We start from the raw sequence: 26804 nt of genomic DNA on the forward strand, positions 1-26804 counted from the left end.
CCCTAACCCGCCGCAACCATAGCGGCGCGGCGGTCCAGCGCAAAGATCTGCGCATAGAGCGGCACATGATCGGCCGAGAGGCCGGCCGGCAGCAGCGCCGGATAGACGGCGAGCGCGCGACGCAGCGCCCGCGGGTCGAGGCCTTCCACCAGCAGCAGGCTGTCAAACGACCTGTCCTTCGGGCGCAGGCTTTTCTCGCTGGTCTGGATCGCGGTCTTTTCCTGGTCGGTCTGCAGCAGATGCGCCCGCACGATGCGGTCCTGCGCCAGCAGGCCGGCCAGGATGGCGGCCGCATCCGGCAAGTCATCCGCCGAGGGCAGGGCCGCGATATAGCTGCCGCGGCCGATGCCCTGCGACAGCACGCGCCGGCCGCCACCGCGCACGAAATTCTGCAGGATCGGCATGATGCGCTGCGACCAGGCGGTGGGCGCATTCAGCCGCGCCAGATAGGACGGACCGGACAGCGCCGCCGGGGTTTCCAGTTCGTAGACGATCAGGAAGCGGTTGATGCTGTCGCTGATGGCGCGGAACACACGCACGCTGAGGAAGCCGTCGACGCCGAGGCGTTCGGTGGTGTGTTCGCGGGTCAGCCAGTGCAGATAGTCGGTCTCCTGTGCGGATTCGACATCGCTCCAGATCGCCAGAAAGCCTTCACCCTGCATGATTGTTCCTGATTGAATGGATCAGCGCGACAGCGCGTAGAGCACGGTATCGACCCCGTCGGGGCCGTGTTCGCGCAGGTAAAAGTCATAGCGTGGCTGCAGGCCCTGCAGCAGCAGCGGAATATCCCACAGATCATCGGGCCGGTGATAGACACTGACGGCGAGTGCTGCTGCATCGCGCGTGATCGCCATATGCGTGCCGGCAATCGCCTCGCGCTCGAAACCCTCGACATCGTATTTCACGTAAGACGCCGTGAGGCCGCGCTCGGCCAGCGCATGATCGACGCTGTCGAGCGCCACGGTCGACCCGCCGGCGGCTTCGGCCTCAGAAACGGATACGGTATGTGAGGCCTCGTTGCCCAGTGGCAGGAAACCGATGCGGCCCGGCGCGGCACCGGCAGCGGCCGGCACGCAGCTGACCTGCATGCCGGTGGCGGCCTGCACGCGCGTGGCCGCTGCCTGCAGTTTGGCAAAGGATGCCGGATCGGGCTCGAAGGCCACGGCATGGGCATGGCTGTCGGGATGCCAGGCGGCGAAGCCGTCCAGGGTATCGCCGGTATAGGCGCCGCAATCGACAAAGACCAGCGTGGCATCATCGGCGCAGAGCCGCGGCCGCGTGATCAGACCGGCGGGGAAATAGATCGCGCGGTCGACCATGCGGGGTGCGGTGAAATCCAGGGTGACGCGCTGGTTGACCAGCTCACGGAAAATCGTACGCGAAAGATCATCCGCCAGCAGGGCCTCGACGCGGGCGATCCGGGCTGCGCTGTCGTGCAGCAGCTGCGGCGTGCCATAGCCATAGATCGGCGGCAGCGTATCGAAGGCGGTGTAGAGATCGGGCAGCGACAGCACGCGGGCAAAGCCACTGTCGCTCAGGCCCTGCATCACCGTGCCGATGGTGACGTCGGCGCGATAGACGCAGTTGACGACGGGAACCTGTGCGCCGAATTTGGCCAGCGCATCGCTGCGCGACCAGACCGGCAGGCCGGCGATGTCGCGGCCCTGATCGGCGGCGACATCGGAGATAAATCCATGCAGCGCCGGCGCATCGGGCAGGGCGGCGAGCCGGCGCGCCAGCTGGCGCCCGTTGTTGCCGGCGCCGAACAGCAGGCAGCCCTGCTGCTGCACGGCATCGCGCAGGCGGCGGCGCGTGAGGGCGGCCTGTTGCAGGCGCGCGGGAGCGAGGATGTCGGCCAGGCTCAAGGCGCCTCAGCCCGGCTTCTGCGCGGCGTCGATCTTCTGCTGGCGCCAGGCCTGCACGCTGCGCGGCGGATTCCACTGATAGCCGAACAGCTGGCGGTCTTCCGCCGTCTCGGCATGGCGGCCACCCAGCATGCTGGCGATGTCGATCTGCTGGGCGATGATCGGCAGGGTGTAGAGGTTGTTGATCGCCACCCGCGGCTTGTCGGTGCGGTTGGGTGCGCCGCGATGATAGGTCATCGAATCGAACATGAAGATGCTGCCGGCCGGCGCCTCGAACTGCACCTCCCATTTGCGCACGAAATCGTCAGACGGGAAATTCTCGAACAGATGCGTGCCGGGCAGGAAGAAGGTGGCGCCGTTGTCAAAGGTGAAGTCATCCACCGCCACCAGCGTCTGCACCGCCAGCGGGCGCGACGAGGTCAGATGCTGGTATTGCAGCTCGCGATGCCAGTGATTGACGTAATTGGTGATGCCGGGCTTATTGAGGATGCCGACCTGGGCCGACAGCGTGATGGCGTTCCCTAAGCAGGCGCGCGCCACCGCGAGCGCCAGCGGATGCTTGCAGATCGCCAGGAAGGCATCGTCATAGGCGACCGGCGTGCGCACGATATTGGCGTCTTTGATCAGGAACAGGTTCTCCTCGCCGCCGACCTCGGCCACCTGCTTGGCATAGATCTCATGCAGGCGGGCGCGGGCATCTTCCATCTGCGCGCGGGTGAAGGCATTGCGGATGATGGTAAGGCCGATGCGGCGGATTTCCTCGACATGGCGCTCGACCTCGGTGTCGGCACTGTCGCGCCGCAGCACCGCATGGGCATGAACCGGCTCCGGCGTCGTCATCGTCTCAAGTCCTTCCTGCATGCCCGGCCGTTCTGGCCGGCGGCCCAATCTGACCGATCAGCGTTTAATAAATTATAAAGCAGCGCGGGCAGCCGGTCGCTGTCGCTAACGTCATATTTTATTTAGACTTCCCGGCTTATTCAGACAGCCGGGCCGAAGCTGCGGCCGGCGAAGGGAAGCATGACGGCGCAGGCATGACAGGGGTGACACTCGAGGCCGTGCTGGCCGAGATCAAACAGAGGCTGCAGCGCGAGGGCGCGGCAGCGGCGCTGGCCTATGCCCAGCAGGCCTATGCGCAGAGCGGCCAGGATGCACGGCTGCTGATGCCGCTGGCCCAGCTGTATCTTACCGCCCAGCAGTATGACCCGGCGATCCAGATTCTCGATGCGCTGTCGGCCGCCAATCCGGGCAATCCCGGCATCGCCCAGCTGCGCAGCACCAGCCGGCGCAGCCGCTTCCTGGCGCAGCAGCATGGCAGCGCGCCCTTCTATCCCACCGTGCTGGCGCTGCGGCAGGATGTGGAGGCAGCCCTGGCCACGGGCGATATCGACTATGCCCTTACCGTGCTGCATGAGGCGGCCTATCGCCTGGTGAAGGAAACCTCGCGCGGCGAATACGAGCCGAGCAACGATGCACGGCTGGATGCGCTCTGCCTGCAGGCCGGCGCGGCGCTGACCGCCCGGCTTGGCCTGACGCCCATAGGGTCTGATCCGGAGGGCCCGATCGTCTATGTCGCCACCGCGATCCATGAATTCGGCGGCCATAGCCGCGTGCTGATGGATTACATCCGGCGCCAGCCGACGCGCCGCCATGTCATCCTGCTGACCGAGATGAATATCCGCGTGCCGCCCGCCGTGCTGCAGCCGATCCTCGACACCCAGCTGGCCGGCATCGACTACACCATCCTGCGCTCGCCCGGCGGCCGCAACGACGCCATCGCGCGCTGGCTGTTCGAGCAGCTCGCCGCGCTGAAACCCGCCGCCAGCTTCATCTTCAACCATCCCTACGATCCGATCGGCCCGGCGGCGATTGCGCTGCTGAAACCCGGCCTGGTGTATTTCAACCACCATGCCGATGGCGGCTTCAGCCTGGGCGCCAGCATTCCGGTGACCGGTCATATCGACGAGACGCCGGCCTGCCATCATGTGCTGTGCCGCGCCACGCCGGGGCTGAACCCGCTGTATATCCCGCTCACCATTCCCGATCCCGGCGCGCGCGATCCGCAGGGTTTCCTGGCGCCGCGCCCGCTGCGCACCGCGGTCTGCGCCAGCGCCAACAAGTTCACCGACCAGGATTATGCCTATCGCTACGCCGAGATGGTGCCCTTCATCCTGGCGCGCACCGATGGCGAGCATGTGCATATCGGCCCGCTGCCAGCGGATTTCCTCGGCCTGATCGCCGGCAACCTGCAGCGCGCCGGCATTGCCACCGCTCGGTTCCGCCATATCGCCAATGTGCCGAGCCTGAGCCGGGCGCTGGGCGAGCTGGATGTCGATCTCTATCTCACCTCCTTCCCCGGCGGCGGCAGCAAGGCCGGCGTGGAAGCGATGGCATCGGGCACGCCGGTGCTGTGCCATCGTAATTACCTGTCGCGCTTTGGCAGCGGCGTGGCCGACATGATGTATCCGGATGCGCTGTTCTGGCATGACCATGACAGCCTGGCCGCCGCGCTGCAGGCGGCACAGTCGCGACCCGAACTGGCGCGGCAGTCGGCGCTGGCGCGTGCCCATTTCGATGCCCATCATGCCCCGGCGGTGGTGGAGCAGGCCTGGCGCGACGGCAAGCCGTGCGGGCTGGAGCCCCCGCCGCTGCCGCCGCACCGGCCCGACCGCGTGCAGCGCGCGTTTGACAAATTCAGCCGGCTGGCGCCGAAAACCTGAAGGTGCTGACGGCACCGCAGCGATGCTTGGCTGCAGGATCTGCGGGATTTTTTCCATGCCCGCGCGTTCGACACATGGACCCATACTCGCGCCGCGCCAGATTGCGCTGGAGCCGCGACGCGAGCATATTGCCACGCCCGATAGCCATGCACAGGACGCCCGCGCCGGATGATCCGTGTCGCCAAGATTGCTGCCGTCACCGCTGTTGCCCTGCTGCTGCTGGCGATGCTGGGCGTGGCGCTGCTGCTGACCTGGCCGCGCCCGGCGGTGGAATATCTCGCCAGCCATCTGCTCGACCGGCGCGTGACGCTCGGCGCCTTCAGCATCCGGTGGCAGGAGCCGGTGCAGATCGCGCTGCAGGACCTCAGCATCGCCAACATGCCGGGCGGCAGCGACACCGCCATGGTGGCGATTGCAGGGCTGGAGGCCAGCATCGATCGTGCTGCGCTGCTGCAGGGCAAGCTGATCTATCGGCAGCTGCGCGTGGAACGGCCGCGCATCGCACTGGAGCGCGATGCCCAGGGTCGCGGCAACTGGGAATTCGGCAGCAATAGCGACGATAGCAGCAACAGTGCCGAAGCGACCGGCCGGCTGGTGCTGGTGCCGAAAAACCGCCGGCAGTTTCCCAGCCTGCTGGATTTCCGCCTCAGCCACGGCGAGCTGCGCATCCGCACGTCTTCCGGCAAATGGCTGCGCCTGCCGCTGGATGATCTGGCCATCCAGGCGAGTGACGAGGATGCGCCGGCTAGCATCATTTTCGATGGCGGCTATAACGACACCGATGCGCAGCTGACCGCCACCACCGCATCCTTCAATGCCTTCCGCGATGCGACCCGGCCCTTCGATGCCGCCTTCAGCATCGTCACCCCCGGCGCCAGGTTGGATTTCAAGGGCGTGATCGGCAACCCGCTGGATTTCGATGATGTCGAAGGCCGCCTGGGGCTGGAGGCACGGCGGCTGGATGATGTGATTGCCATTTTCGATAAACCGGTCGGCATCGCCGCACCGCTGAAACTGGCCGGCGGCTTCAGTCGCGCCGGCGATGCCTGGCGGCTGGAGAACATGGCCGGCGATATCGGCGGCAACCGTTTCGAGGGTCGCTTCGCACTGGATGAAGGCGGCCGCGGCGAAGCCGATGCACTGCAGATCCACCTCGATTTCGACCGGCTGGATCTGCCCACCGTGCTGCCGAAGGATGACGGTGGCGACTGGCGCCGCATCACCCTGCCCCCGGCCACCGCACCCGATACCGCGCATCTGGATCTTCAGGTCAGCGCCCAGACCCTGCTGCATCACGGCCGCCGGCTGCAGCGTGTCGCCGCCGCCGTGGAAGTCGCGGCCGGCCATATCCGCCTGCATGGCGCCAAAGCTTCACTCGGCGACGGCCATCTTGAATTGAATGGCCATCTGGCTGCCGGCAGCGGACAGAAGGATGCCACGCTGCAGACCGCAGTGCGGCTGGAGCAGGCCGATGCCGGCGCCCTGCTGCAGCTGCTCGGGCTCGGCAGCGATGCATCGCTGCTGGCCGGCAACGTGGATGGCCGCGCCAATCTGGCCTTGACCGGCATCACGCTGGGCGATGCGATGAAAACCGCACGCGGCCATGCCGTACTGGCGATGCAGCAGGGCCGCATCGCGCGCAAGCTGGTGGAGGCCGCCTCGGCCGACCTGAGCGCCATCTTCCGCAGCCGCGAGGACGACACCGCGCTGCGCTGCCTGCTGGCTGCCGCCACGCTGAAAGATGGCACGCTGCTGCTGGCGCCGCTGGTGCTGCGCAGCGATGGCGGCACGGTGCGTGGCGCCGGGCAGATCGAGTTGGCGCCGCAACAACTGGAAATGACCCTGCGTTCCGACCCGAAAACCACCGGCCTGCTGGCGCTGGATATTCCGCTGCGCATCCATGGCCCGCTGGCCAGCCTGTCGGTGCAGCCGTTGCGCGGCGCCAGCCTGCCGAACCTGCCGGCCCCGGCCCTGCCACCCGAGCAGAGCGCATTGGCCCGCGCCAATCCCTGCATGCAGTGACGCCATTCGTCGCGGTTCTGCGCCATATCGCGCAGAATCGCCAAAACTGTGATGGCGAACGGAACGGTGCTGTCAACGCCGCGTTATATAAACAGCCTAAACCTGTCCTGCCCCCATGCGGCCACAGACTGTGTCGCACATCGGGCTGTCGGATCAGGATAAAAGGAGTGCTCCCCATGCAGACCAATATCCAGAGCCTGGACTGGACTGTCGACGCCGCCGCCATGATTGCCGAGAACGATGATTACGTGGTGTCGCTGTATGACGGCACCAATGGCAGTTACGACGTTGCCTTCATCCGCGCCAAGCCGACCGCCCGCTATGCGGCGCCGGATGCCGAACGCGTTGCCATGCGCGAAGCCCGCGTCGCCTTCACCCTGGCAATGCGGCAGCAGCGCAGCTGAAATCTAAAGTCCCGCCCGCGCCGTGCGCCGGGGCTCTGCCGCCGTGGCGGCGAGATCGAATTCCTGTGCCAGCAATTCGTAACTGCGGCGTTTCACGTCGCGACTGTGCGCCCAGGTCAGGATGACGATCTCGTCCAGCTGCTGCTCCTGCGCCAGCCGGCGCAGTTTATCCGCCACCTGTTTGGCCGAGCCGGCATAGGAGCTGGCCCAGAGATTTTCCATCTCCGTTTCCTCGTCGCGGCTGAACGGCGGCAGGTCGTCGGGCGCCAGCAAGGGCCCGAGCCGGCCGCGGTTGCGGTCGATACGCCAGCGCGCCCGGCTGCGGAACCAGTGGCGCGCCTCATCTTCGGTCTCGGCGGCGAGTGCCCAGACGCAGAGATTGGCCTGCGGCGCCTGGAGAAACGGCGATGGCTTGAAGCCGCGCCGATACAGTTCCAGCGCCTGGCCGGCGCCGCGCCCGTCGGTGATGAAATGCGCGAATGAATACGGCAGGCCGAAATGCGCCGCCAGCTGCGCGCCGTAATCCGAACTGCCCAGCATCCACAGATCCGGCGCGGTGGCGTCTGACATCGGATGCGCCGTTATGCTGCGGAAGCGATGGCCCTCGGGCAGCTCGAGACCATGGCTCCAGTGCAGCAGGTCGCGCACCTGGGCGGGGAAATCATCGGCGCCGTCGTTATGCGGGTTGAGCGCATAGGCCGTGCGGCCATCGGAGCCCGGCGCGCGGCCGACGCCCAGATCGATGCGGCCCGGCGCCAGCGCATCCAGCACGCGGAACTGCTCGGCCACATGCAGCGCGGAATAATGCGGCAGCATCACGCCGGCTGACCCTAAGCGAATCCGTTCGGTTTTCATCGCCAGCGCCGCCAGCAGCACCTCGGGCGAGGAGCCGGCGATGGAGGCATGATTATGGTGTTCGGCGATCCAGAAGCGGCGGTAGCCCAGCGCCTCGGCATGCTGGGCCAGCGACACGGTATCGCGGATCGCCTGGTCTTCCGGCGTGCCGGCGGAAACGGTGGACTGGTCGAGGACGGAGAGGCTGATCGGCTGGGTCATACCCGGCATCTAGGACAGATGCCGGGCCTTGGCAACCGTGCAATGCCGTCAATCCACAGTCGCGCCTGACTGCTTCACCGCCGTTTCCCATTTCGTGCGTTCAGCCGCCAGGAAGGCACCGAACTGTTCGGGCGGACCCTGACGCGCCACCAGACCGCGGTCGGCCAGTGCCGCCTTCATGTCGTCGGTCGCCAGCGCGCGGTTGATTTCGGCATTCAGCCTGGTGACGATGGCCGGCGGCGTGCCGGCCGGCGCCATCACGCCATAGAGCACGCTGTATTCGGCAGCCGCATAGCCGGATTCGATCAGCGTGGGGACATCGGGCAAGGCTGCCAGGCGTTGCGGTGCCGTGACCGCGAGGGCGCGCAGCTTGCCGCCTTTGATCAGCGATATGGCCGCCGGCAGCGAGGCGAAGTGCATGTCGACTTCGCCGCTGAGCAGATCGACCATCACTGGGCCAGCGCCCTTGTAAGGTACATGCACCAGCGTGATGCCGGCGGCGCGCTGCCAGGTCTCGCCGACCAGATGCCCCACCGTGCCATTGCCCGAGGATGCAAAGCTGAGTTGCTTCTGCTTTGCTGCCGCGATCAGGGTCGGCAGCGAGTCGAAGGGCTTGGCCTGCGCCGCGACCAGCACCAGCGGCACGGTGCCGACGAGCGCGACCGGCGTGACATCTTTCGCCGCATCGAAGGGCAGTTTCTTATAGAGATACGGATTGATGGTGAGATTGCTCGATTCTCCCATCACGATGGTATGGCCGTCGGGCACCGATTTGGCGGCGAAGTCGAGGCCGATATTGCCGCCGGCCCCGGCACGGTTCTCGACCACAATGGTCCATTGCAACCGCTCGGTCAGCTTATTGGCCAGAAGGCGGGTCATCGCATCGGTGCCACCGCCGGGCGGACTGGGCACGATGAAGCTGATCGGCTTTTCCGGATAGGCCTGCGCCTGTGCGGCCGGGCCGGCCAGGGCCAGTGCAGCGAGCAACACTGCGATCAGCGGTTTTGCCATATGTGTCATCATGTCTCTCCTATTGTGCCGCCATGCCATGACCAGCCGGAAGTGATTTCAGGATGCCGGCGAAAGCCGCGATGGCTGCGTCCACGGCGGCGGCATCGACCTGCGCATGGGTGACGAAGCGAATCTTGCGGCCCTTGCCGAGCACCAGCACGCCCTGCGCGCGCAAGGCCTGGCGGATCGCCTCGGCGTCGTCGCGGAAGACATTCACGATGTTGGTCTGCACACCGGCTGGATCGACCAGCGCAGCATCCAGCGCGGCCAGACCATCGGCAAGCCGGCGCGCCAGCGCATGGTCGCGCCGGTGTCGCGCATAGGGATCGTCCTGCAGCGCGACAATGGCCGGCGCGGCAATCAGCCCGGCCTGGCGCATCGCACCGCCCAGCATCTTGGTGGCCCGGCGCGCCTTCATCATGAAGGCGCCGTCACCCGCAAGAATGGCGCCGACCGGCGCACCCAGTCCCTTGCACAGCGCGAACCACACGGAATCGACCTGCCGGCAGAGATCGATGATCGGCCGGTTCAGATAGGCCGCAGCATTGAACAGCCGTGCGCCATCGAGATGCACCGGGATACCGGCGCGCCGGGCGAGATCATGAATTGCCGCCATGGTGTCGAGCGGCATCACCGTGCCTCCGCCGGCGTTGTGGGTATTCTCCAGGCAAACCAGCCGTACATCCGCGGCAGCCGCGATGGCAGCGTCGATATCGGCCGGCGCCAGCAGGCCGTGCCGGCCCTGCAACGGCAGGGCCGCTGCACCGGCCAGGGTCGCGAACCCGCCACCCTCGGCAGTGTGGATATGGGCACTGTCCTCGAGCAGGATCGCGCCACCACTGCAGTCATGTGCGATCAGCGCCGCCAGATTGGCCATGGTGCCCGACGGCAGGAACAATGCATCGGCCTTACCGGTGAGGTCGCATGCCAATGCCTCCAGCGCGAGCACGGTGGGATCATCGCCACGGGCAGCATCGCCCAGTCGCGCCACCGCCACCGCCGCCATCATTGCTGGGGTCGGCAGCGTGACCGTATCGCTGCGGAAATCATGCATGGCGCCGATGCTAGACGGCGCCTATGATAAGAAAAGCGATATATCGAAATCTGAGACATGAGGATTTCTTATGAATATGGCCATGCTGTCCACGCTTGCCGCTATTCTTGAGCGCGGCAGTTTCGCCGCTGCCGCGCAGCAGGTCGGCTGCACGCCGAGCGCCGTCAGTCTGCAGGTGAAGCAGCTGGAAGTCTGGTTCGGCCAGCCGCTGTTCGACCGCTCGGCGCGGATCGTGAAGCCGACGTCGCTGGCGCTGGAGGCCGGCGTGGTGGCGCGCGAGATGATCGCCCGGCTGGACGCCCTGCGTGCACGACCGGCGATGGCCGTGGCGGGGCGCGTGCGGCTGGGGGCGATTGCCAGCGTACAAAGTGATGCACTGCCGCAGGCCCTGCGTCGTTTACGCGACCTGCATCCGGCGCTCGATATCGAAGTCTCGCCGATTGTCGATTCCGATCCGCTGCTGGGTGCGCTGAAAGCCGCACAGATCGACCTGGCCGTGCTGGTACGCCCGCAGGGCGGCGGATCGTCGCGGCTGATCTGGCAGAATCTGGCGCGGCAGCCCTATGTGATGCTGGTACCGGCAGTGGTTACGGCCGGCACGCCGCAGGAGTTGCTGCGCCGGTTCGACCTGATTCGCTACGACCCGGCGCTGACCGGCGGACGGCTGGCCGCGCAGTATGTGCGGCAGGCCTTTCCACAGGCGCGCAGCATCATGGACCTGCGCTCCATCGATGCGATTGTCGCCATGGTATCGGCCGGGCTCGGCGTCTCCATCGTACCGCAGCCGCGCCGGGCATTGCTGCGGGCCCATGGCGTGCAGGAGCTGCGCCTCGCGCGCAACGCGCCGACCCGGCAGATCGCCATGGTGCGGCGGAATGCCGATGCCGGCAGCCGCAATCTGGATGCGGTGGCGCGCGCGCTGGCCGAGGTTTACGCCTAGCCGTTCAGACTCGCCCACATCTGCTGGTCGCGCTCTGCCGTCCAGATGCGCGGGTGATCGAGGCCGAGCGCCTCGTCATAGGCGCGCGCCACGTTGAAGGGCTGGCAGTGGTCGAAGATGGCGAAGTTGCCAAAGCGTGGCCGCATCGCATCGTTGCAGCGATCAAAGGCATCCTTCAGCGACAGGCCTTTCGCGGCGGACTCCGACACCGAGCCATATAATGTTGTGAGGAAGTCGCGGGTCAGCTGCAGGCCGTCGCTCACTTCCTTCGGGTTGCCTAGCGCGTCGCCGCGGCCGGGCACCAGCGCCTTCGAATTGAACTCGGCGATCCGGTCGAGCGTCTTCGGCCAGTCCTTGAAATGCGCATCGCCGCAATAGCAGGCCGAGTGATATTCGACCAGGTCGCCGGAGAACAGCACACCGGCATCGGGCACCCAGGCCACCGTGTCGCCCGCGGTGTGGCCGCGGCCCAGATGCATGATCTCGACGCGGCGCTTGCCCATATAGAGGGTGAATTTCTGCGGGAAGGTCATGGTCGGCCAGGTGAGGCCGGGAATGCTTTCGGCGGCGCGGAACAGGCGCGGGAAGCGGCCGTATTCAGAGTCCCAGTCTTCTTTGCCGCGTTCCACGATGAGGCTGCGCGTGGCGTCTGAGGCCAGGATCTGCTGCGGCTGGTAGGCCGAGGCACCCAGCACGCGCACCGCATGGTAATGCGTCAGCAGCACATACTTGATCGGCTTGTCGGTGACCTTGCGGATATACTCGATCACCTGGCCGGCCATCTTCGGCGTCGCCTGGGTGTCGATCACCATCACGCCGTCATCGCCGACGATCACGCCAGTATTGGGGTCACCCTGGGCAGTGAAGGCATAGAGGCCTTCGCCAAGCTGACTGAAGCTGACGACCTTGTCTTCGGTATCGGCCGTTGAGGCAAACTGAGGCGCGGCCGATGTGTGGAGCGGGGACATGCTGGTTTCCTTCCCGGGATTTTCCCCGATATTGAACCAGCGGCCCGGCTTTTCAAAGCGTCATTCCGCGCGGGCGAACCATGGTGCTGTCGCAAAAAACGGACCGCGGCACCGCCGCGATCCGTCCATGTCTCTTGTGCGGGATGGCGCTAGTGCTGGCCGCCCTTGCGACCAGCCGCAGCGGCACGGACGCGATCATTGGCGAAGTTGCCGCCGCTTTCCTGACCGCCCTTGCGACCTGCGGTCGCCGCCAGTTCGCGGTTCTGCGAGAAGCTGCGTTTTTCATCCGGCACCGCACGGCCGCCCTTGCGGGCAATCTCGCGCTGGCGCGCCGGGTCCATGGCGGCAAAGCCACGCGCGGCGCGCGGCGGAGCGGCTGTCGTCTCGTCTGCTGTTTCAGCAGACCGGGTTTCGGCTGGCTGGCTGCCGGCCTTGGACGGCGGCATCTGCGGCGGCGTGGTGTGATTCTCTGCCATTTCAATTCTCCTTCAACGCATGGTGACCCTCTCCCAACACCACAGGCGGCGGACTGTTCCCTGCGAGGGTGTGACAAATGGGTGCCGTACAAAAAATTTGGCGGATGCCGAGGCATCCGCCGAGTTGGGGGGAAGGATCTGCAGGGAAAAGAGTCAGGTGAATTCAGGCGGCCTGCTAGATGGCAGGCGGACGGCGACCGGTGATCAGATGCGCGATCAGGCTGACCACGAAGATCACCAGGAAGATGAAGAACAGGATCTGCGCGATGCTGGCCGAGGCGGCAGCAATACCGCCAAAACCGAACAGACCGGCGACCAGCGCCAGAACGAAAAAGATCAGGGCCCAATGAAGCATGACGGCCTCCTCTATTTGTTTTGGCCGGTGCCGTCCCGATCGCGCGGGGGGAGGAACGCTCGTCGACAGCACCGGCCGTGCAGTCGGAAATAGAACGCCCTGCCGGGGATTCAGTTCGCCGGCGCGCTGCTCGAAAACTGCGAGAAAGTTGTGACCGCGATGTCACAGCCGGCGCCGTGCTGCACCGGGTTATGGCAGAAATTCAGGAGATTCAGGCCATGCTGACAGGATCAGCCGCGCAGGATGGTCTCGACCACGCGCTGCACCTCGGCGGCCTCGGCCAGGGTAGCGAGATCCTGGGCCTGGCCATGGGTCAGCGCCGCCACCTTGTTGAGCTGGCGCTGCAGCACCAGCGGCCGCATCTTTTCGTTCGGCAGCGCATCGGCAGCCTCATGCCAGCTGCCGTCCTTGGCCTGGCGTTCGGCAATCGACCAGTCGCGCAGGCGGATGCTGCCCCTGGGGCCGATGATGCGGAACAGATTGTGGTCGGGTTTGTCGGTCTCGCCCACCGTGCCGCTGACGCTCACCGGCAGGCTGCCGGCATTCAGCGTTGCGGCCACGCTGCGCTCGGATTTGCCGGCTTCCGGATAGGCGATACTGTGGCCCTGCAGGCTGAGCGGCCCGAACAGGCGGCGTGCCAGAAACAGGAAATGCGAACCGACTTCGCGGGTGAAGCCGCCCTGCGCGCGCGCATCGAGCCAGCTGACCGCATCCATCTGCCAGGGCCGCGGCCACTGCATGAAACCGATCTCGACATCAATGCGCTGTACATCCCCCGTCACGCCCTCGGCCATCCAGGCGCGCAGCTGGTCGACCGCAAAGGAAGACGCGAACGGGAAATTGACGCCGCCGCGGCCACCGCTCTTGCCGGCCTCGGCGACAAACTTTTCCGCATCGGCCACATCGACGGCCAGCGGCTTTTCGCAGAACACCGCGCGACCCCTGGCAAACGCCTCGCGCGCATAGGCCAGATGCGAGGCCGGCGGCGAAGCGATGTAGAGACAGTCGCAGGCCTCGATCACCGCGGAAGCCGAACCAATCTGTACCACCTGCGGCAGGTCGGTCTTGAGCCGCGCCATCGCCGCGGCCGACGGGTCCCACACGCCGGCGACAGTGAGCACGGCCGGATCGTGGTTGAGCGCGGCGCGCAGCAGGCGCTCGCCCATGATGCCGTAGCCGATGATGCCGAGCCGGACCGGAGCGGAAGCCATGAATAACTCTTTTCAGGAATGCAGTGACGAAGACTGCATTATATGCGGCGGGCAATGCGCGCGCGCAAGCGCCGCTGGCGCTCGGCGGTGATCGGATAGCGCCACATCACCGCGATGGCGGCCAGCTTGAAGCCCACCGGCGCCCAGGCGTAAAGCGCCGCCAGCATAAACAGTGCCGGGCCGGCATTGCTGCTGGCGGCCGGCACGAAGCCGGCGAGATCGAGCAGCGGGAAGGCGATGCCGACGGCGGCGGCGAGCGCCAGCTTGGTCGCCATGCCCCAGAGCGCGAAGAAAAAACCGGCGCGCTGCTGCCGCGTGCGCGCCGTATCCAGGTCGATCACATCGGCCTGCATGGCCGGCGGCAGCGCCAGATCGGCACCAAGGCAGATGCCGGTGAGCAGCGAGATGATGCAGAAGGCCACCGCATCGCCGGCACCGAGCAGCGGCACGAAGGCAAAGACCGCACAGTTCCACAGCATGGCGCCGATCCAGACGCGATGCTTGCCATACCGCGTGGCGAGCTTGAGCCATAGCGGGACGGCTGCGATGCCGGCGCCGAAATACAACAGCAGCACGACACCCGCCAGAGCCGGTGCCTGCAGCACATGGGTGACATAGAGCAGCACCAGCGTTGCCGGCAGGCCATTGGCCACGCCATTCAGCAACCAGGCCAGCAGCAGGCGGCGGAACGGCCCGTTGCGCCACACGGCCCGCAGCCCCGCGATGGTGAAGGATGGCGCGGCGCCCGGCGCCAGCGGCGGTTCCGGCACGCGCAGCAGTGCGATGGCAACACAGACCGGCAGCAGCAGGATGACGGCAACGCCGAGTGCGGCAACACCGGCACGCGTGTCGCTGCCGAACAGCGCCGGCAGTGCCGCCGCCAGCAGGGTGCCCAGCACGGTGATGGCTTCACGCCAGCCGCTGATCCGCGTGCGTTCGTGATACTCGCCGGAGAGTTCGGCGCCCCAAGCCTGATAGGGAATCTGGATCATGGTGGCGCCGAGATAGAGCAGCATGGTCCAGCCGAGCAGATAGGCGGCCGACACGCGCTCGCCCGGCATGAACAGAAAGGCCGCGCCCAGCATGGCGAGCGGCAGGCCGGCGAGAATCCACGGCTTGCGGCGACCGAAGCGGCCGAGGCTGCGGTCGCACAGCACACCGACCAGTGGATCGGTGACGACATCCCACAGCCGCGCCACCAGCAGCAGCGTGCCGACCAGGCTGAGGCCCAGGCCCAGCGTATCGGCATAGAGCACCGGCAGATGCACATAGAGCGGCAGCAGCAGCATGGCGCCCGGCAGAGCCGGCGCGGCATAGGCAGCCAGCAGGCGGCGGGAAAAACCAGGGGGTGCAGATGCGGTCACGCCAGCAAAGCTAGCCCAGCCGTGGCACGCGGCAAGGCCATGCAACTGCAAGTGCATCTACAGCTGGTCGCCGTGATCCGGGTTACCCAGCGATATCTTGAGTTTAGAATAATTATATATTCCATAAGAAGACTTTGTCTTTCATATGCGTGTGACGCATACCCGCATGGCGATATATGCAAGTGCAACAATCCGCCTGATGCGGCATAACGCCCGGGCCGCAGCATAGCGTCGCGCGGCGCTTTCCCGCGGGAAGGGGAAGTCTCCAACGACCGCTGCCGTGCAGATGCTTGTTAACCGGCATTGCCGCCAGCGCAGCGGTCTCCTGATCCAAACCGGTACCAACCCCCGCCGCCCGGCGCTGCTGAATAAGCGCGCGCGGCTTCAGGAGACTTTTATGCGCCGCCTCTTCTCATGGCTGAAAATCGGCCCCCGGATTTACCTGGTCATCGCCATCATGGCCCTGCTCACCACCGGCATTGGCTGGATGGGCATCTACTCGATGGACCGCTACGAAGACCAGAGCAACCAGATGGGTGCACTCAGCGAGCGCGCCCTGATCAGCGAGCGTGTACTGGCCCGCATCATCAACACCCGCGGCATCACGCTGGAAATCTATGCGGCCGAAGACAGCGAGAAACTGAAGGCGCTCGTCGCGGCGATGAACACCGAGATCGCCGCCGTCGAGAAAATCCTGACCTACTGGGAAAGCCTGCTGCCGCCGGAAACCCAGAAGACCTTCGGCGAGAGTGTGAAGGCGCCCCTGCAGGCCTATTTCACCAACCGCCGCGCCATCCTCGCCGCCGTGCAGAGCGATGGCGTTGAAGCCGCCCGCGAAATCGGCCGCGCGCCGGCCGTGCTGAAGCAGCGCGACGGCGTGATCGAGACCCTGCGCAATGCCGCCGAACGCAATGCCAAGGCGGTCGACACCATGAACGACCAGCTGACCGCGTTCTACACGGTGCAGCGCCCGACCATGATCTGGACCACCGGCATCGGCATTCTGCTCGCCGTGCTGCTGGCTGCCGTGATCGTGATCGTCACCATCACCCGGCCGATCACCCGCATCACCAGCACCATGGGCAAGCTGGCCGATGGCGACCTGAGCGTTGCCGTGAACGGCGCCCAGCGCAGCGACGAGATCGGCGCCATGGCCAAGACCGTGCAGGTGTTCAAGGACAACATGGTGGCCCGCGCCGAGGCCGAGCAGCAGATCGAGTCCCAGCGCCAGCAGCAGGCCGCCGAACGCGACGCGCGCGAGACGCGCGAACGCGACGCCATCGCCGAGATTTCCGAACTCTGCGACAAGATCGCCAGCGGCGATCTCGACATGCGGCTGAATGAAGCCGACAAGGATGGTTTCCTGCTGACCATGAGCCAGAAGCTGAATGGCCTGGCCGGCATGCTAAAGACCATGACCGGCGAACTCGACACCATCACCGCGGCGCTCGCCGATGGCGATGTGACCAAGCATGTCGAGGGCAACTATGCCGGCGTGTTCGGCACGCTGAAGGACAGCGTCAACCGGATGGCCCATACGCTGAAGGATTTCGCCGGCCGCCTGCGCAATGCCTCCTCGGCGGTGCGCGATGCCTCGGGTGAAATCTCTGCGGGCAGCCAGGATCTGGCCAGCCGCACCGAAAGCCAGGCCGCCTCGATCGAGGAGACCGCCGCCTCGATGCATGAGATCACCGCCACCGTGAAGCAGAATGCCGACAATGCCCAGGCCGCCAACCAGCTCGCCACCGTGGCGCGCAGCACGGCAGAAAAAGGCGGTCGCGTGGTGACCGATGCGGTGACCGCGATGAACGGCATCGAGCAAAGCGCGCAGAAGATCAGCGACATCGTCGGCCTGATCGACGAGATCGCCTTCCAGACCAACCTGCTGGCACTGAATGCCAGCGTGGAAGCGGCGCGGGCCGGCGAAGCCGGCAAGGGCTTTGCCGTCGTCGCCCAGGAAGTGCGGGCTCTGGCGCAGCGCTCGGCCTCGGCATCGAAAGACATCAAGGGCCTGATCCAGGAGTCGAATGCGCAGGTGCGCAGCGGCGCCAGCCTGGTGCAGCAGACCGGCAGCAGCCTGGACGAGATCGTGGGTGCGGTGAAGAAGGTGGCGGATATCGTCGCCGAGATCGCCGCAGCCTCGCGCGAGCAGGCCACTGGTCTCGACCAGATCAACACGGCGGTCGCCAGCATGGACGAAACCACCCAGCGCAACGGTGCGCTGGTGGAAGAGACCTCGGCGGCAGCCCAGGCGCTGTCGGGCCAGGCACAGGAACTGGCTGATCTGGTCGGCTTCTTCCGCACCGGTGAAACCACTGTCGCAGCCGCCAGCAACAGCAATGTGGTGGCGGTGAAGCCGCGTACTGCGGCCAAGGTTGCCGCACCTGCGACACCGCGCCCGGTTGTAAAGCCGGCCGCCCGCGCTAAGTCAGCCCCGGTCGCCATGACTGTATCTGGCAATACCGCGCTGAAGGCTGACGGCGACACCTGGGAGGAATTCTGAGATGAGCAGCGAATATCTGACCTTTGCCATCTCGGGCCAGGATTACGGCGTCGATATCCTGAGCGTGCGCGAGATTCGTGGCTGGACCAAGGAAACGCCACTGCCGAATGCGCCGACCAGCGTGCGCGGTGTGGTCAACCTGCGCGGCGAAGTGGTGCCGATTTTCGATCTGCGCATCCGGCTGAATGCCGATGCGCCGCCGCCGACCGCCAATCACGTGGTGATCATCGTCGAGGCGCGGGCCGGCGTGTATGGCCTGCTGGTCGATGCGGTGTCGGATATCGTTTCGCTGGATGAAGCCGAGCTGCAGGCGGTGCCGGATACGGTGGCCGATGCCGAACATGGTTTCCTCACCGCGCTGGCCGCGCGCGAGGAACGCATGGTGTCGCTGCTCGATCTCGACCGCCTGGTCGAAGGTCGCACGGTGGCTGCACTCAATGCACCCGAGACACCCCTGCTGGATGCTGCTGCGTAACAGTACGAGTGAGTAAGAGTATGAGTACCAGTACAGAGTATGAGTAGCGTAAGAGTACAGCATCCACAGAGGCGGAAAGGCGGACGCGCAAGCGTCCGCCTTTTTTCCTGGCCCGGGCTGCTTCACCCGGCCTGTCTTATTTCACCCGGAACGGCAGGTTCGCCGTGGCCGCCGCGCCCTTGCCGTCGCGCACGGTGACGAACAGGCGATAGTTGCCGGGCTGCAGGCCGGTGATGCTGGCGCCTTTCGGACCGGGATCGCGCACCGCCTGCGGAAACACCGGCGGCACCGCTTCGGCATCGCCGAAGGTGCGCAGGTCGTTGCTTTCGGCCATCACCTGCCACACCACGCCGACCGGATCGTTGTCGGGATCTTCCACCGCGATCTCGGCGCGCACGGCCTGGTCCTTGTTCCATTCATTGCCCTGCGGGAAGCGGAACAGCGAGATGCGCGGCGCCCGGTTGCCCTGCGGCGTGTTGCCGCCCCAGGCCGCCGCCATCGCCTCGGCGGTTCTGGTATATTCGCCACCCTGCAACAACAGGCTGTGCCAGGTTGGCGTCACTTCCTGCTTCTGGCCCCAGTAGAACACGATCTGGCCCTGCACTTCGGGCTGCAGCGCGGTGAACCAGCGCGACAGCATTGCCGCCTTTTCATCGCTGCTCGGTTCGATCGCCGCGCCCCAGGGCGTGCGCCTGGCCTGCCACTGGCCGATCGGGCCCATCTCGGTGACGATCAGCGGACCCTTCCAGCCCTGCGCGCGTACGCGGCCGGGCAGCGAGGGCAGGGAGTCGCCATAGGAATTGACGCCGAGCACCTGGATGCTGGGCGCATGACGGCGCAGGCGCACGATCTTGTCGCCGCCGGCCTCGGCCAGCACCGCCATGGTCGGGTGATTGGGATCGAGGCGGCGCACGATCTTGGCCGCCTCCTCGATGCCGGTCCAGACCTGGCTGTCATCGGCCAGTTCGGCCTCGACCTCGTTGCCCAGCGCCCACATCAGCAGGGCGGGATGGTTTTTGTAGCGATTGACGAATTCGGTGAGCTTCTGCAGCTGCGGCCCGACCTGGGCAAGATCGCGGTAGCTGAAGCCGCGGCGCGGATGTTCCAGCCAGAAGCCGGCGATCACCTTCAGGCCGACCTTCTGCGCCTCGTCCAGCACATAGCCGGTTTCATCGCCATAGGTGCGTACCGTATTGGCGCCGAGTTGCTTGAGCAGGCCGAAGCGGGTCTGGCCGGCGGCGCCGACCACGGCAAAGGGCTTGCCATCGACCAGCAGGCCGTCGCGGTCGACCATCACATTGGCAGCGGCGGCGGGGTGCGACGCCAGGAGCGGCGCAATGAAACACAGGGCAAACAGGATGCGGAGCATGGCGTGACTCATGCCGGGAAGCCCCGGAGCTTGCAAGCGCTTTGAAGCATTCGGGACAATCCCTGTGTGGATAAGCTTGGATGCCGCACCGATCAGTCCGCCGGCGCACCGATGCTGGCGGCGGGATCGGCCTTGCGGGCGGCCTGCACCGGGCCGCCGCGCAGGGGTGTCTCGCGCAGGAAGACAATGATGCCCAGCGCCAGGGCGGCAATGCCGGCCCCGAGCCAGAACACGGTGTGGAAGGCATCGGTCAGCGCCAGGCCAACGCCATCCCGCAGGGCCGGCGGCGTGGAGGCCAGGGCGGCCGGGCCGGCGCGCAACAGCTGTGCCGCCGGCTGCGGCCCGAGGGCGGCATGGCCCGGCAGGGCGGCGATCAGCTGGTCGAGGCGGGCGATCAGCACGGCACCGAACAGCGCCACGCCGAACGAGCCGCCCATCGAGCGGAAAAACGATACCGAGGCGGTGCCGACGCCAAGATCGCGCTGTTCCACCGAATTCTGCACCGAGATCAGCATCACCGGCATGAACAGGCCGATGCCGTAGCCCGACAGGCCCATATAGATGCCGGTGAGCCAGAGCGGCGTGGCCGCCGTGATGGTGGCGAGCAGCAGCATGGCGGCCAGCACCATGCTCATGCCCAGAACGGGGAAATGCTTGTAGCGGCCGGTGCGCGACACCAGCTGGCCGGCGGTGATGGCGCCCATCACACTGGTGCAGGTGAGCGGAATCAGCATCAGACCGGAATCGCCGGCCGACATCTGGTAGATCATCTGCAGCACCAGCGGCATGAACACCAGGCCGCCGATCATCACCATGGCCAGCAGCAGGCTGGCGGTCATGGCGATCATGTAATTGGCGTTGCCGAACAGCCGCGGCGGCAGGATCGCTTCCGGCGCGCGGCGCTCCTGCACCACGCTCAGGGCAAACAGCACGATGGCGGCGGCGCCAAGGCCAAGGATCTGTGGCGAGGCCCAGGCAAATTCATTGCCGCCCATGGTGGTAACCAGCAGCACGCAGCACACCGCCGAAACGATCAGCACCGCGCCGGCGTAGTCGATCTTGTGGCGCACGCGTTTCACATGCAGACGCTTCAGCGTCTTCTGCGCCACCAGCAGGGCCGCCAGCCCGAACGGCAGGTTGATCCAGAAGATCCACTGCCAGCCCAGATGCTCGGTGAACAGCCCGCCCAGCACCGGGCCGGCGATGCTGGCGACCGCAAAGGTGCTGGCGATATAGGCCTGGTAGCGGCCGCGTTCGCGCGGGCTGACCACATCGGCAATGGTGGCATGGGCCATGGCGAGCAGGCCGCCGCCGCCCAGGCCCTGCAGCGCACGGTATATAACGAGTTCGGTCATGCTCTGGGCCAGGCCGCAGAGCAGCGAGGTGATAAGGAAGATGCCGATGGCGATCTGCAGCATCAGCTTGCGGCCATAGAGATCCGACAGCTTGCCGTAGATCGGTGTCGCCGCCGTCGAGGTGAGCAGATAGGCCGACACCACCCAGCTGAGATGCTCGGCCGCCTTCAGGTCGGCGGCGATGCCGGGCAGCGCCGTGGCGACGATCGTCTGCTCCAGCGCGGCGAGGAACATGCCCAGCATCAGGCCCAGGAAAATGACGATCTTTTCCTGGTGGCTGAACACCGGCTGACCGTCATCCGGTGACGGTTCGGTGACGGAAGCGGGGATGGGGGCGGAAGCAGGGGGCGGAGACATTGTAAATCTTCAGGCCGGGCGATACGCCCCTCTGCAGCCACCGGGGGGCTGCGAGAGGCTGCGGCGCCATAAAAGATCGTATACGTTTTACCTAGACCCGGGCGGCCGGGCTGGCAAGCCGCCATTTCGCCGCAGCACCCCAAACCATAAGGGAAATTGGTTCGGGTGGCTGCTCTGGTTTGATCGGGGCGCTTCGGCTAGCTTCCCGCCGTATTGATGGATCGGAGTTGGACCATGCTTTTTCTTGAACGCCTGATCGAACGCACGCTGTTTGCCAGCCGCTGGGTCATGGCGCCCTTCTATCTGGGCCTGGCGGTGGCGCTGGTGCTGCTGCTGGTCAAGTTCCTGCAGGAGCTGTTCCACACCGTGCCCAGCGTCTTCGCCATGAGCGAGGCGCAGCTGGTGCTGTCGATCCTGTCGCTGATCGACCTGTCACTGGCCGGCAACCTGCTGCTGCTGGTGATCTTCTCCGGTTACGAGAATTTCGTCTCCAAGATCGACAATGCCGACCACAAGGATCGCCCCGAGTGGATGGGCAAGATCGACTATTCCGGCATGAAGCTGAAACTGGTGGCCAGCATCGTCGCCATCTCCGCCATCCAGCTGCTGCGCGCCTTCATGAATATCGAGGAGCGCGACAATATTGAACTCGCCTGGCTGGTCGGCATCCACCTCACCTTCGTGGTATCGGGCGTGCTGCTGGCTTGGATGGATCGCCTGATCGAATCCTCCGAAGGCCATGGCAAGGATCCACATATCCCGGCCGATACAACGGTGACGGATGGCACGGTGATCGAACGCGACACCAAGCACGCGCCAAAGTGAAGTCCGCGGGATGAGCCGGTTGCGTCATCCCGTCCTGCTTCCCGTGCTGCTGCTGGCCGGCCTGTTCCTGACAGGCTGTGCCGGCGATCCCTTTGCCGATTACGCACCGCTGGATGCCGCCAGCATCCAGCGGCCATATCCGGGGCCGGTGCCGCAGACCGACCGCAGCGGCGGGCTGCTGCAGCGGTTTGACCAGGCGCGCTCCTTCTTCCCGCTGGCCCTGAGCGGCGCGCTGGTCGATTACAATCGTGGTGCACCCAACGCGCCCGGGGCGCGCGGCTTCAACGCCGCCTTCCTCGCCAACTTCAATGCCGTCACCGCCGATCCGGAACAGCCGCTGGATACGCAGCTGGCCGCCGCCGATGGTTCGCACCTGATGCTGTTGCGCGCGCGACCTGACAGCTGGGGGGAGCTGCACCACGCCGCCCTGCTGGATGCCAGCGATGTGGTGCTGATTGCCATGCCGCGTGACGCGCTGGCCGGTGATGCCTTTGCGCAGACCGCGAAGCACCAGATGGCCAGACCGGTCTGGGCCCTGCTGCCGGCCAGTGCGCGCGTCGGCAATGGCGAAACCCTGCCCGATCCCGATGAGGCGCGCCTGCTGGCCTTCTCGGCACTGCTGGGCGGTGCCACCGGCATCGTCTGGCAGGGTGAAGACAATTACGTGGCGCGCAGTGCCGGCTGGCTCGGCATCGCGCCGGCACCGCAGCTGGATTACGGCATCCAGACCGGCGGCCATGCACCGCTGCGGGCAACGCCGGGCGATGTGGCGGCATCGCGCCGGCTGTGGGATGCCGTGACGCAGCTCAACCGCCGCATCAGCCGCATCGCCCCCGCCCTGCTGCAGCCCGATGCCGCCGAACCCTACAGCATCGCCACGCGGATCGAGCCGCCCGCCGCCACCGGCGCACGACCGCCGCTGCCGCAACTGCGCAGCCTGCTGAAGCCACATGACGGCGGCCTGCTGCTGATCGTGCTGAATGCCGGCACAGCCGAGGCGGATTTCCGCATTGGTTTTGCGCGCGCGATCCGCAGCCTGACGCGCTTCGACGAGGGCGATGCTGTCGCGCAGGATGCCGCACGCGGCATCTTCCGCGACAGCATCGCGCCGCGCGGCGTGCGACTTTACCGGATCACTCTGGCGCAATAAGCGCGGTCAGCGCCGCAACGGCATCGTGGCCCTTGCCGGTGACCACATGGCTCTGCGCCGGCTGGGCAGCACCGGTGATGGTGACGGCGACGCCGCGCTTGGGACAGATGCCGAGGCAGCGCACGCGGGCGACGCGCACATCCTTCTTATGGCCGGCCGCTTTCATCGCGTCCTTCAGCCGCTGTGCGAGATCGACGCCATGGCCGCCCTCGCATTCGGAGCAGACCAGCACCAGGGCGGTCGACCAGGGCTGTTCAGCCGGCTGCAGGACAGATTTTTCAGAAGATGACATGCACGGCCTGCAATCGGACATTTTGTAACGCTGGGCCGCTTCACATAGGGCCCGGCCAAGCTTCGCACAAGCCGGCCAGCGAAAAAGCCCGGATTGCCCGGCCGGATGCAAAACTGTGACGAATTTACCATGGCCACGCTTGCCGCGATGCTGCCCAGGCAATGCCACGATTCCGCCTTGTATCGAGCCCTAGTTACAAGCGCCCGCCTGGCTGCAACAGGGCGGCCGATGTTTCGTCACACTTGCAGGAGTATCATCATGACCCGCTTTGCTTCTGCCGCGCTTGCGGCCACCTTGCTGTCCACCACCGCGCTGGCGCTGCCGGCCTTCGCCCAGGACAAGCCCGACACCACCACGCTGAAGCCCGGTGCCTATGCCGGCTTCACCGGCGGCTATCTGATGACACCGGATACCGACCGCGATGGCGGGGCGCATCTGGAACGCGATAACGGCTATTCCTTTGCCGGCCAGTATGGCTATCGCCTGCCGAACAACCTGCGCCTGGAAGCCGAACTCGGCTACGGCAGCATCGACAACGACAGCTACCATGCCAATGGCGGCCGCAGTGCCGTGCGCGGCGATACCGACCAGTATTCGCTGACCGGCGCCGCCTATTACGACTTCGCCACCGGCACGCCGCTGACGCCCTATGCCGGCGCCGGCGCCGGCCTGATGCACCAGCGTTTCGATCGCCCGGCTGTGACAGCCAACGGTTCGACACTGCCGGGTAACAGCGACAGCAGCACCGATCTCACCGCCTTCGGCGAAGTCGGTGTCGGCTACAAGCTGGCCAGCAGCCTGGAGATCGTGCCGAGCTATCGCTACCAGTGGATCAACGATGGCGCCAATGGTCTGGACGACAGCACCCAGCATGTCGCCCGGCTCGGCTTCCGCAGCTGGTTCTAAACGGCAAAGCTGCCGCTGGACCTTCCGCCGTACATCCGGTGGGGCGGAGGGTCTAGCGGCAGCATGATTTGTCGGCCGTTTGGGGCGGCGCGGCTTCGGTCTCGCCGCCTTTTTCATGACCAACATCCAGGCCGCTCAGGTCATCGAGAATCGGGCAGTCGGGCCGCGCATCGCCGTGGCAGGCCTCGGCCAGATGCTGCAGGCTGCGCTTCATCGCCTGCAGCTCGGCGATCTTGCGCGTCAGGTCGTCGATATGCTTGAGCGCGATATCTTTCACCGCTGCCGACGGCCGCGCGCCATCCTGCCACAGGCCGAGCAGCAGGCGGATATCCTCCAGCGCGAAGCCCAGATCGCGCGAGCGGCGCACGAAGCGCAGCAGATGCACATCGCGCGGGCTGTAGACGCGATAGCCGCTCTGCGTGCGGCCGGCCGCCGGCATCAGCCCGATGCTTTCGTAATAACGGATCATCTTGGCGCTGACGCCGGATGCGCCGCTGGCCTGGCCGATATTCATGATCTTGCCTCCTGGACATGATGCGGCTGCCAGCGCCGCAGCAGCAGCGCATTGGTCAGCACCGAAACCGAACTGAGCGCCATCGCCGCGCCGGCCAGCATCGGGTCGAGCAGGCCGAAGGCGGCCAGCGGAATACCGATCACATTATAGCCAAAGGCCCAGACCAGATTCTGCCGGATGCGCGCATCGGTGGCCCGAGCAATGCCGATGGCATCGGCCACCAGCAGCGGGTCACCACGCATCAGCGTGATGCCGGCCGTCTGCATCGCCACATCCGTACCGTTGCCCATGGCGATGCCGAGATCGGCCGAGGCGAGTGCCGGTGCATCATTGATGCCGTCGCCCACCATGGCGATGTCGCCACCCGCCTGGTCGCGCAGCCGCGCAATCGCCGCCGCCTTGTCTTCCGGCAGCAGGCCGGCCTGCACCTCGGTGATGCCGAGCCGTGCCGCGATGGCACCCGCTGCCGCCGGGGCATCGCCCGACAGCATCGCCACGCGCAGGCCCATCGCCTGCAGGCCGGCAATCGCCGCGGCAGCATGAGCCTTGGGTTCATCGCCGAAGGCAAAGAAGCCGAGTACGGTCTTGGTGTCGTCATCGGCGAGCCAGGACACGGTGCGCCCCTGCACGGCCTGCATGTCCGCCGGTTCCTGCAGCACGCCGGCACTGATGCCATGCTCCTGCAGCAGCCGCGCGTTGCCGAGCAGCAGATGGCGACCCTCGACGAGGCCGCAGACACCACGACCGGCGAAATCACGGAAGTCCTGTACCGATGGCAGGCTGACATCGCCGACGCGCGCGCGGATTGCGGTTGCCAGCGGATGCTGCGAACCGGCCTGCAGGGCCGCCGCCAGCCGCAGCAGGGCAGCCTCGTCGCCAGCAGCAGCATGGATCGCCGTCACCACCGGCTTGCCCTCGGTCAGCGTGCCGGTCTTGTCAAACGCCACCAGCCGCAGGTTGCGCGCCTGCTCCAGCGCACCGGCATCGCGGATCAGGATGCCATGCCGTGCCGCCACGCCGGTGCCGACCATCAGCGCCGCCGGCGTTGCCAGGCCCAGCGCACAGGGGCAGGCGATCACCAGCACCGCGATGGCATGCAGAAGTGCCATTTCCACATTGCCGCTACTGAGACTGAGCGTGAAGGTGAAGGTGACAAGGGCAATAAAGATCACGACCGGCACAAAGACGCTGCTGATCCGGTCGACCAGCTGCTGCACCGGCGGTTTGCTGGCCTGGGCGCTTTCCACCAGCCGCAGGATGCGGGCCAGCATGGTCTCGCCAGCCGTGGCTTCGATGCGCACGGCGATCAGGCCATCGCGGTTGAGCGTGCCGGCGCGCACGGTGTCGCCCATCTGCTTTTCGACCGGCAGCGATTCACCGGTCAGCATCGATTCATCAACGCTGGCGCGGCCCTCGATCACGATGCCGTCGGCAGCGAAGGCTTCGCCGGCGCGCAGCAGCAGGATGTCGTCGGCGCGCAGCAGCGCGGTATCGACGGTTTCTTCCGTGCCATCAGGCCTGCGCCGCCGTGCGGTGGCGGGCCGCAACTGCAGCAAGGCACGCAGCGCGGCGGCGGTCTGCCCGCGGGCGCGCGCCTCCAGCCACTTGCCCA

General features: G+C 66.2%; 25 protein-coding genes. 9 read left to right on the plus strand and 16 right to left on the minus strand.

What is annotated here, in order from left to right:
- Positions 1–2: 2 nt before the first annotated feature.
- The 3 genes from AAG821_RS01345 to AAG821_RS01355 are packed head-to-tail and all read right to left on the minus strand — an operon-like array spanning position 3 to position 2705.
- Positions 3–662: a hypothetical protein gene (locus AAG821_RS01345; protein WP_341908760.1), complete on the minus strand. Its 660-nt coding sequence runs from the start codon at positions 660–662 to the stop codon at positions 3–5.
- Positions 663–683: 21 nt separating this feature from the next.
- The gene (locus AAG821_RS01350) at positions 684–1865 is read right to left on the minus strand and encodes an FkbM family methyltransferase (protein WP_341908758.1); all 1182 of its coding nucleotides are present in this window, start codon (positions 1863–1865) and stop codon (positions 684–686) included.
- Between the two features lie 6 nt (positions 1866–1871).
- Positions 1872–2705 carry a phytanoyl-CoA dioxygenase family protein gene (locus AAG821_RS01355; RefSeq protein WP_341908756.1) on the minus strand — a complete coding sequence of 278 codons (834 nt, stop codon included), beginning with the start codon at positions 2703–2705 and terminating at the stop codon, positions 1872–1874.
- A 194-nt stretch (positions 2706–2899) separates the two neighbouring features.
- On the opposite strand from AAG821_RS01355, the gene AAG821_RS01360 reads away from it, so the two are divergent.
- From AAG821_RS01360 to AAG821_RS01370, 3 genes are all read left to right on the plus strand, one after another.
- Positions 2900–4585 carry a tetratricopeptide repeat protein gene (locus AAG821_RS01360; protein WP_341908754.1) on the plus strand — a complete coding sequence of 562 codons (1686 nt, stop codon included), beginning with the start codon at positions 2900–2902 and terminating at the stop codon, positions 4583–4585.
- A 168-nt stretch (positions 4586–4753) separates the two neighbouring features.
- Positions 4754–6607 carry an AsmA-like C-terminal region-containing protein gene (locus AAG821_RS01365; RefSeq protein ID WP_341908752.1) on the plus strand — a complete coding sequence of 618 codons (1854 nt, stop codon included), beginning with the start codon at positions 4754–4756 and terminating at the stop codon, positions 6605–6607.
- 176 nt (positions 6608–6783) lie between these two features.
- Positions 6784–7011 (plus strand): hypothetical protein, encoded by a 228-nt coding sequence (locus AAG821_RS01370; RefSeq protein ID WP_341908750.1) that lies wholly within the window; start codon positions 6784–6786, stop codon positions 7009–7011.
- A 3-nt stretch (positions 7012–7014) separates the two neighbouring features.
- Here AAG821_RS01370 and AAG821_RS01375 read toward each other — a convergent pair whose 3' ends face one another.
- From AAG821_RS01375 to AAG821_RS01385, 3 genes are read right to left on the minus strand one after another with little or no spacing between them, the layout of a single operon-like run.
- Positions 7015–8067: an LLM class flavin-dependent oxidoreductase gene (locus AAG821_RS01375; RefSeq protein ID WP_341908749.1), complete on the minus strand. Its 1053-nt coding sequence runs from the start codon at positions 8065–8067 to the stop codon at positions 7015–7017.
- Between the two features lie 48 nt (positions 8068–8115).
- Entirely contained in the window at positions 8116–9078 is a 963-nt protein-coding gene (locus tag AAG821_RS01380; protein WP_341908747.1) for a tripartite tricarboxylate transporter substrate binding protein, read from the minus strand.
- Between the two features lie 19 nt (positions 9079–9097).
- Complete coding sequence (locus tag AAG821_RS01385; RefSeq protein WP_341908745.1) at positions 9098–10132, minus strand: GntG family PLP-dependent aldolase; 1035 nt, start codon at positions 10130–10132, stop codon at positions 9098–9100.
- Positions 10133–10214: 82 nt separating this feature from the next.
- On the opposite strand from AAG821_RS01385, the gene AAG821_RS01390 reads away from it, so the two are divergent.
- A complete protein-coding gene (locus AAG821_RS01390) occupies positions 10215–11072 on the plus strand; it encodes a LysR family transcriptional regulator (protein ID WP_341916192.1) in 858 nt (285 codons plus the stop codon).
- On the opposite strand, the gene AAG821_RS01395 is transcribed toward AAG821_RS01390, so the two are convergent.
- The 5 genes from AAG821_RS01395 to AAG821_RS01415 all read right to left on the minus strand — a co-directional run bounded on the left by AAG821_RS01395 (position 11069) and on the right by AAG821_RS01415 (position 15446).
- Positions 11069–12040: an MBL fold metallo-hydrolase gene (locus tag AAG821_RS01395; RefSeq protein ID WP_341908741.1), complete on the minus strand. Its 972-nt coding sequence runs from the start codon at positions 12038–12040 to the stop codon at positions 11069–11071. The genes AAG821_RS01390 and AAG821_RS01395 overlap by 4 nt on opposite strands.
- Before the next feature lie 149 nt (positions 12041–12189).
- On the minus strand, positions 12190–12516 hold the full coding sequence (locus AAG821_RS01400) for a general stress protein (RefSeq protein WP_341908739.1): 327 nt from the start codon (positions 12514–12516) through the stop codon (positions 12190–12192).
- Positions 12517–12691: 175 nt separating this feature from the next.
- On the minus strand, positions 12692–12871 hold the full coding sequence (locus tag AAG821_RS01405; protein WP_341908737.1) for a DUF1328 domain-containing protein: 180 nt from the start codon (positions 12869–12871) through the stop codon (positions 12692–12694).
- A gap of 230 nt (positions 12872–13101) precedes the next feature.
- Positions 13102–14082, minus strand: coding sequence for a Gfo/Idh/MocA family oxidoreductase (locus AAG821_RS01410; RefSeq protein WP_341908734.1), 981 nt, complete (start codon positions 14080–14082; stop codon positions 13102–13104).
- Positions 14083–14120: 38 nt separating this feature from the next.
- The gene (locus AAG821_RS01415; RefSeq protein ID WP_341908732.1) at positions 14121–15446 is read right to left on the minus strand and encodes an MFS transporter; all 1326 of its coding nucleotides are present in this window, start codon (positions 15444–15446) and stop codon (positions 14121–14123) included.
- Positions 15447–15843: 397 nt separating this feature from the next.
- Here AAG821_RS01415 and AAG821_RS01420 point away from each other — a divergent pair, with 397 nt between their 5' ends.
- Positions 15844–17949 carry a methyl-accepting chemotaxis protein gene (locus tag AAG821_RS01420; protein ID WP_341908730.1) on the plus strand — a complete coding sequence of 702 codons (2106 nt, stop codon included), beginning with the start codon at positions 15844–15846 and terminating at the stop codon, positions 17947–17949.
- Between the two features lies 1 nt (position 17950).
- A complete protein-coding gene (locus AAG821_RS01425; RefSeq protein WP_341908728.1) occupies positions 17951–18424 on the plus strand; it encodes a chemotaxis protein CheW in 474 nt (157 codons plus the stop codon).
- 136 nt (positions 18425–18560) lie between these two features.
- On the opposite strand, the gene AAG821_RS01430 is transcribed toward AAG821_RS01425, so the two are convergent.
- Both AAG821_RS01430 and AAG821_RS01435 read right to left on the minus strand, forming a co-directional pair.
- Entirely contained in the window at positions 18561–19793 is a 1233-nt protein-coding gene (locus AAG821_RS01430) for a glycoside hydrolase family 2 TIM barrel-domain containing protein (RefSeq protein ID WP_341908726.1), read from the minus strand.
- Positions 19794–19885: 92 nt separating this feature from the next.
- Positions 19886–21505, minus strand: a complete 1620-nt coding sequence (locus tag AAG821_RS01435; protein ID WP_341908724.1) for an MDR family MFS transporter — start codon at positions 21503–21505, stop codon at positions 19886–19888.
- A 234-nt stretch (positions 21506–21739) separates the two neighbouring features.
- Here AAG821_RS01435 and AAG821_RS01440 point away from each other — a divergent pair, with 234 nt between their 5' ends.
- Both AAG821_RS01440 and AAG821_RS01445 read left to right on the plus strand, forming a co-directional pair.
- Positions 21740–22330, plus strand: coding sequence for a TIGR00645 family protein (locus AAG821_RS01440; RefSeq protein ID WP_341908722.1), 591 nt, complete (start codon positions 21740–21742; stop codon positions 22328–22330).
- A 19-nt stretch (positions 22331–22349) separates the two neighbouring features.
- The gene (locus tag AAG821_RS01445) at positions 22350–23480 is read left to right on the plus strand and encodes a hypothetical protein (RefSeq protein WP_341908720.1); all 1131 of its coding nucleotides are present in this window, start codon (positions 22350–22352) and stop codon (positions 23478–23480) included.
- Here AAG821_RS01445 and AAG821_RS01450 read toward each other — a convergent pair.
- The gene (locus AAG821_RS01450) at positions 23464–23772 is read right to left on the minus strand and encodes a (2Fe-2S) ferredoxin domain-containing protein (RefSeq protein ID WP_341908718.1); all 309 of its coding nucleotides are present in this window, start codon (positions 23770–23772) and stop codon (positions 23464–23466) included. The genes AAG821_RS01445 and AAG821_RS01450 overlap by 17 nt on opposite strands.
- A gap of 258 nt (positions 23773–24030) precedes the next feature.
- Here AAG821_RS01450 and AAG821_RS01455 point away from each other — a divergent pair, with 258 nt between their 5' ends.
- Positions 24031–24678 (plus strand): porin family protein, encoded by a 648-nt coding sequence (locus AAG821_RS01455; RefSeq protein WP_341908716.1) that lies wholly within the window; start codon positions 24031–24033, stop codon positions 24676–24678.
- A 52-nt stretch (positions 24679–24730) separates the two neighbouring features.
- Here the strand turns inward: AAG821_RS01455 and cueR are convergent, their stop codons facing one another.
- Together cueR and AAG821_RS01465 are read right to left on the minus strand one after the other, a co-directional pair.
- The gene (cueR, locus tag AAG821_RS01460) at positions 24731–25192 is read right to left on the minus strand and encodes a Cu(I)-responsive transcriptional regulator (RefSeq protein ID WP_341908715.1); all 462 of its coding nucleotides are present in this window, start codon (positions 25190–25192) and stop codon (positions 24731–24733) included.
- Positions 25189–26804, minus strand: a 1616-nt coding sequence (locus AAG821_RS01465; protein ID WP_341916194.1) for a heavy metal translocating P-type ATPase, incomplete at its 5' end; no start/stop codon positions are given. The genes cueR and AAG821_RS01465, both read right to left, overlap by 4 nt.

It is taken from the genome of Ferrovibrio terrae (assembly GCF_943372915.1).
Lineage (GTDB): Bacteria > Pseudomonadota > Alphaproteobacteria > Ferrovibrionales > Ferrovibrionaceae > Ferrovibrio > Ferrovibrio terrae_A.

Coding starts and splice junctions, on each gene's coding strand:
- AAG821_RS01425 (WP_341908728.1), top strand. CDS start 17,951: ATGAGCAGCGAATATCTGACCTTTGCCATCTCGGGCCAGGATTACGGC.
- AAG821_RS01375 (WP_341908749.1), bottom strand. CDS start 8,067: ATGACCCAGCCGATCAGCCTCTCCGTCCTCGACCAGTCCACCGTTTCC.
- AAG821_RS01345 (WP_341908760.1), bottom strand. CDS start 662: ATGCAGGGTGAAGGCTTTCTGGCGATCTGGAGCGATGTCGAATCCGCA.
- AAG821_RS01430 (WP_341908726.1), bottom strand. CDS start 19,793: ATGCTCCGCATCCTGTTTGCCCTGTGTTTCATTGCGCCGCTCCTGGCG.
- AAG821_RS01410 (WP_341908734.1), bottom strand. CDS start 14,082: ATGGCTTCCGCTCCGGTCCGGCTCGGCATCATCGGCTACGGCATCATG.
- AAG821_RS01395 (WP_341908741.1), bottom strand. CDS start 12,040: ATGTCCCCGCTCCACACATCGGCCGCGCCTCAGTTTGCCTCAACGGCC.
- AAG821_RS01420 (WP_341908730.1), top strand. CDS start 15,844: ATGCGCCGCCTCTTCTCATGGCTGAAAATCGGCCCCCGGATTTACCTG.
- cueR (WP_341908715.1), bottom strand. CDS start 25,192: ATGAATATCGGCCAGGCCAGCGGCGCATCCGGCGTCAGCGCCAAGATG.
- AAG821_RS01360 (WP_341908754.1), top strand. CDS start 2,900: ATGACAGGGGTGACACTCGAGGCCGTGCTGGCCGAGATCAAACAGAGG.
- AAG821_RS01440 (WP_341908722.1), top strand. CDS start 21,740: ATGCTTTTTCTTGAACGCCTGATCGAACGCACGCTGTTTGCCAGCCGC.
- AAG821_RS01435 (WP_341908724.1), bottom strand. CDS start 21,505: ATGTCTCCGCCCCCTGCTTCCGCCCCCATCCCCGCTTCCGTCACCGAA.
- AAG821_RS01450 (WP_341908718.1), bottom strand. CDS start 23,772: ATGTCATCTTCTGAAAAATCTGTCCTGCAGCCGGCTGAACAGCCCTGG.
- AAG821_RS01380 (WP_341908747.1), bottom strand. CDS start 9,078: ATGGCAAAACCGCTGATCGCAGTGTTGCTCGCTGCACTGGCCCTGGCC.
- AAG821_RS01455 (WP_341908716.1), top strand. CDS start 24,031: ATGACCCGCTTTGCTTCTGCCGCGCTTGCGGCCACCTTGCTGTCCACC.
- AAG821_RS01365 (WP_341908752.1), top strand. CDS start 4,754: ATGATCCGTGTCGCCAAGATTGCTGCCGTCACCGCTGTTGCCCTGCTG.
- AAG821_RS01405 (WP_341908737.1), bottom strand. CDS start 12,871: ATGCTTCATTGGGCCCTGATCTTTTTCGTTCTGGCGCTGGTCGCCGGT.
- AAG821_RS01370 (WP_341908750.1), top strand. CDS start 6,784: ATGCAGACCAATATCCAGAGCCTGGACTGGACTGTCGACGCCGCCGCC.
- AAG821_RS01390 (WP_341916192.1), top strand. CDS start 10,215: ATGCTGTCCACGCTTGCCGCTATTCTTGAGCGCGGCAGTTTCGCCGCT.
- AAG821_RS01355 (WP_341908756.1), bottom strand. CDS start 2,705: ATGACGACGCCGGAGCCGGTTCATGCCCATGCGGTGCTGCGGCGCGAC.
- AAG821_RS01385 (WP_341908745.1), bottom strand. CDS start 10,132: ATGCATGATTTCCGCAGCGATACGGTCACGCTGCCGACCCCAGCAATG.
- AAG821_RS01400 (WP_341908739.1), bottom strand. CDS start 12,516: ATGGCAGAGAATCACACCACGCCGCCGCAGATGCCGCCGTCCAAGGCC.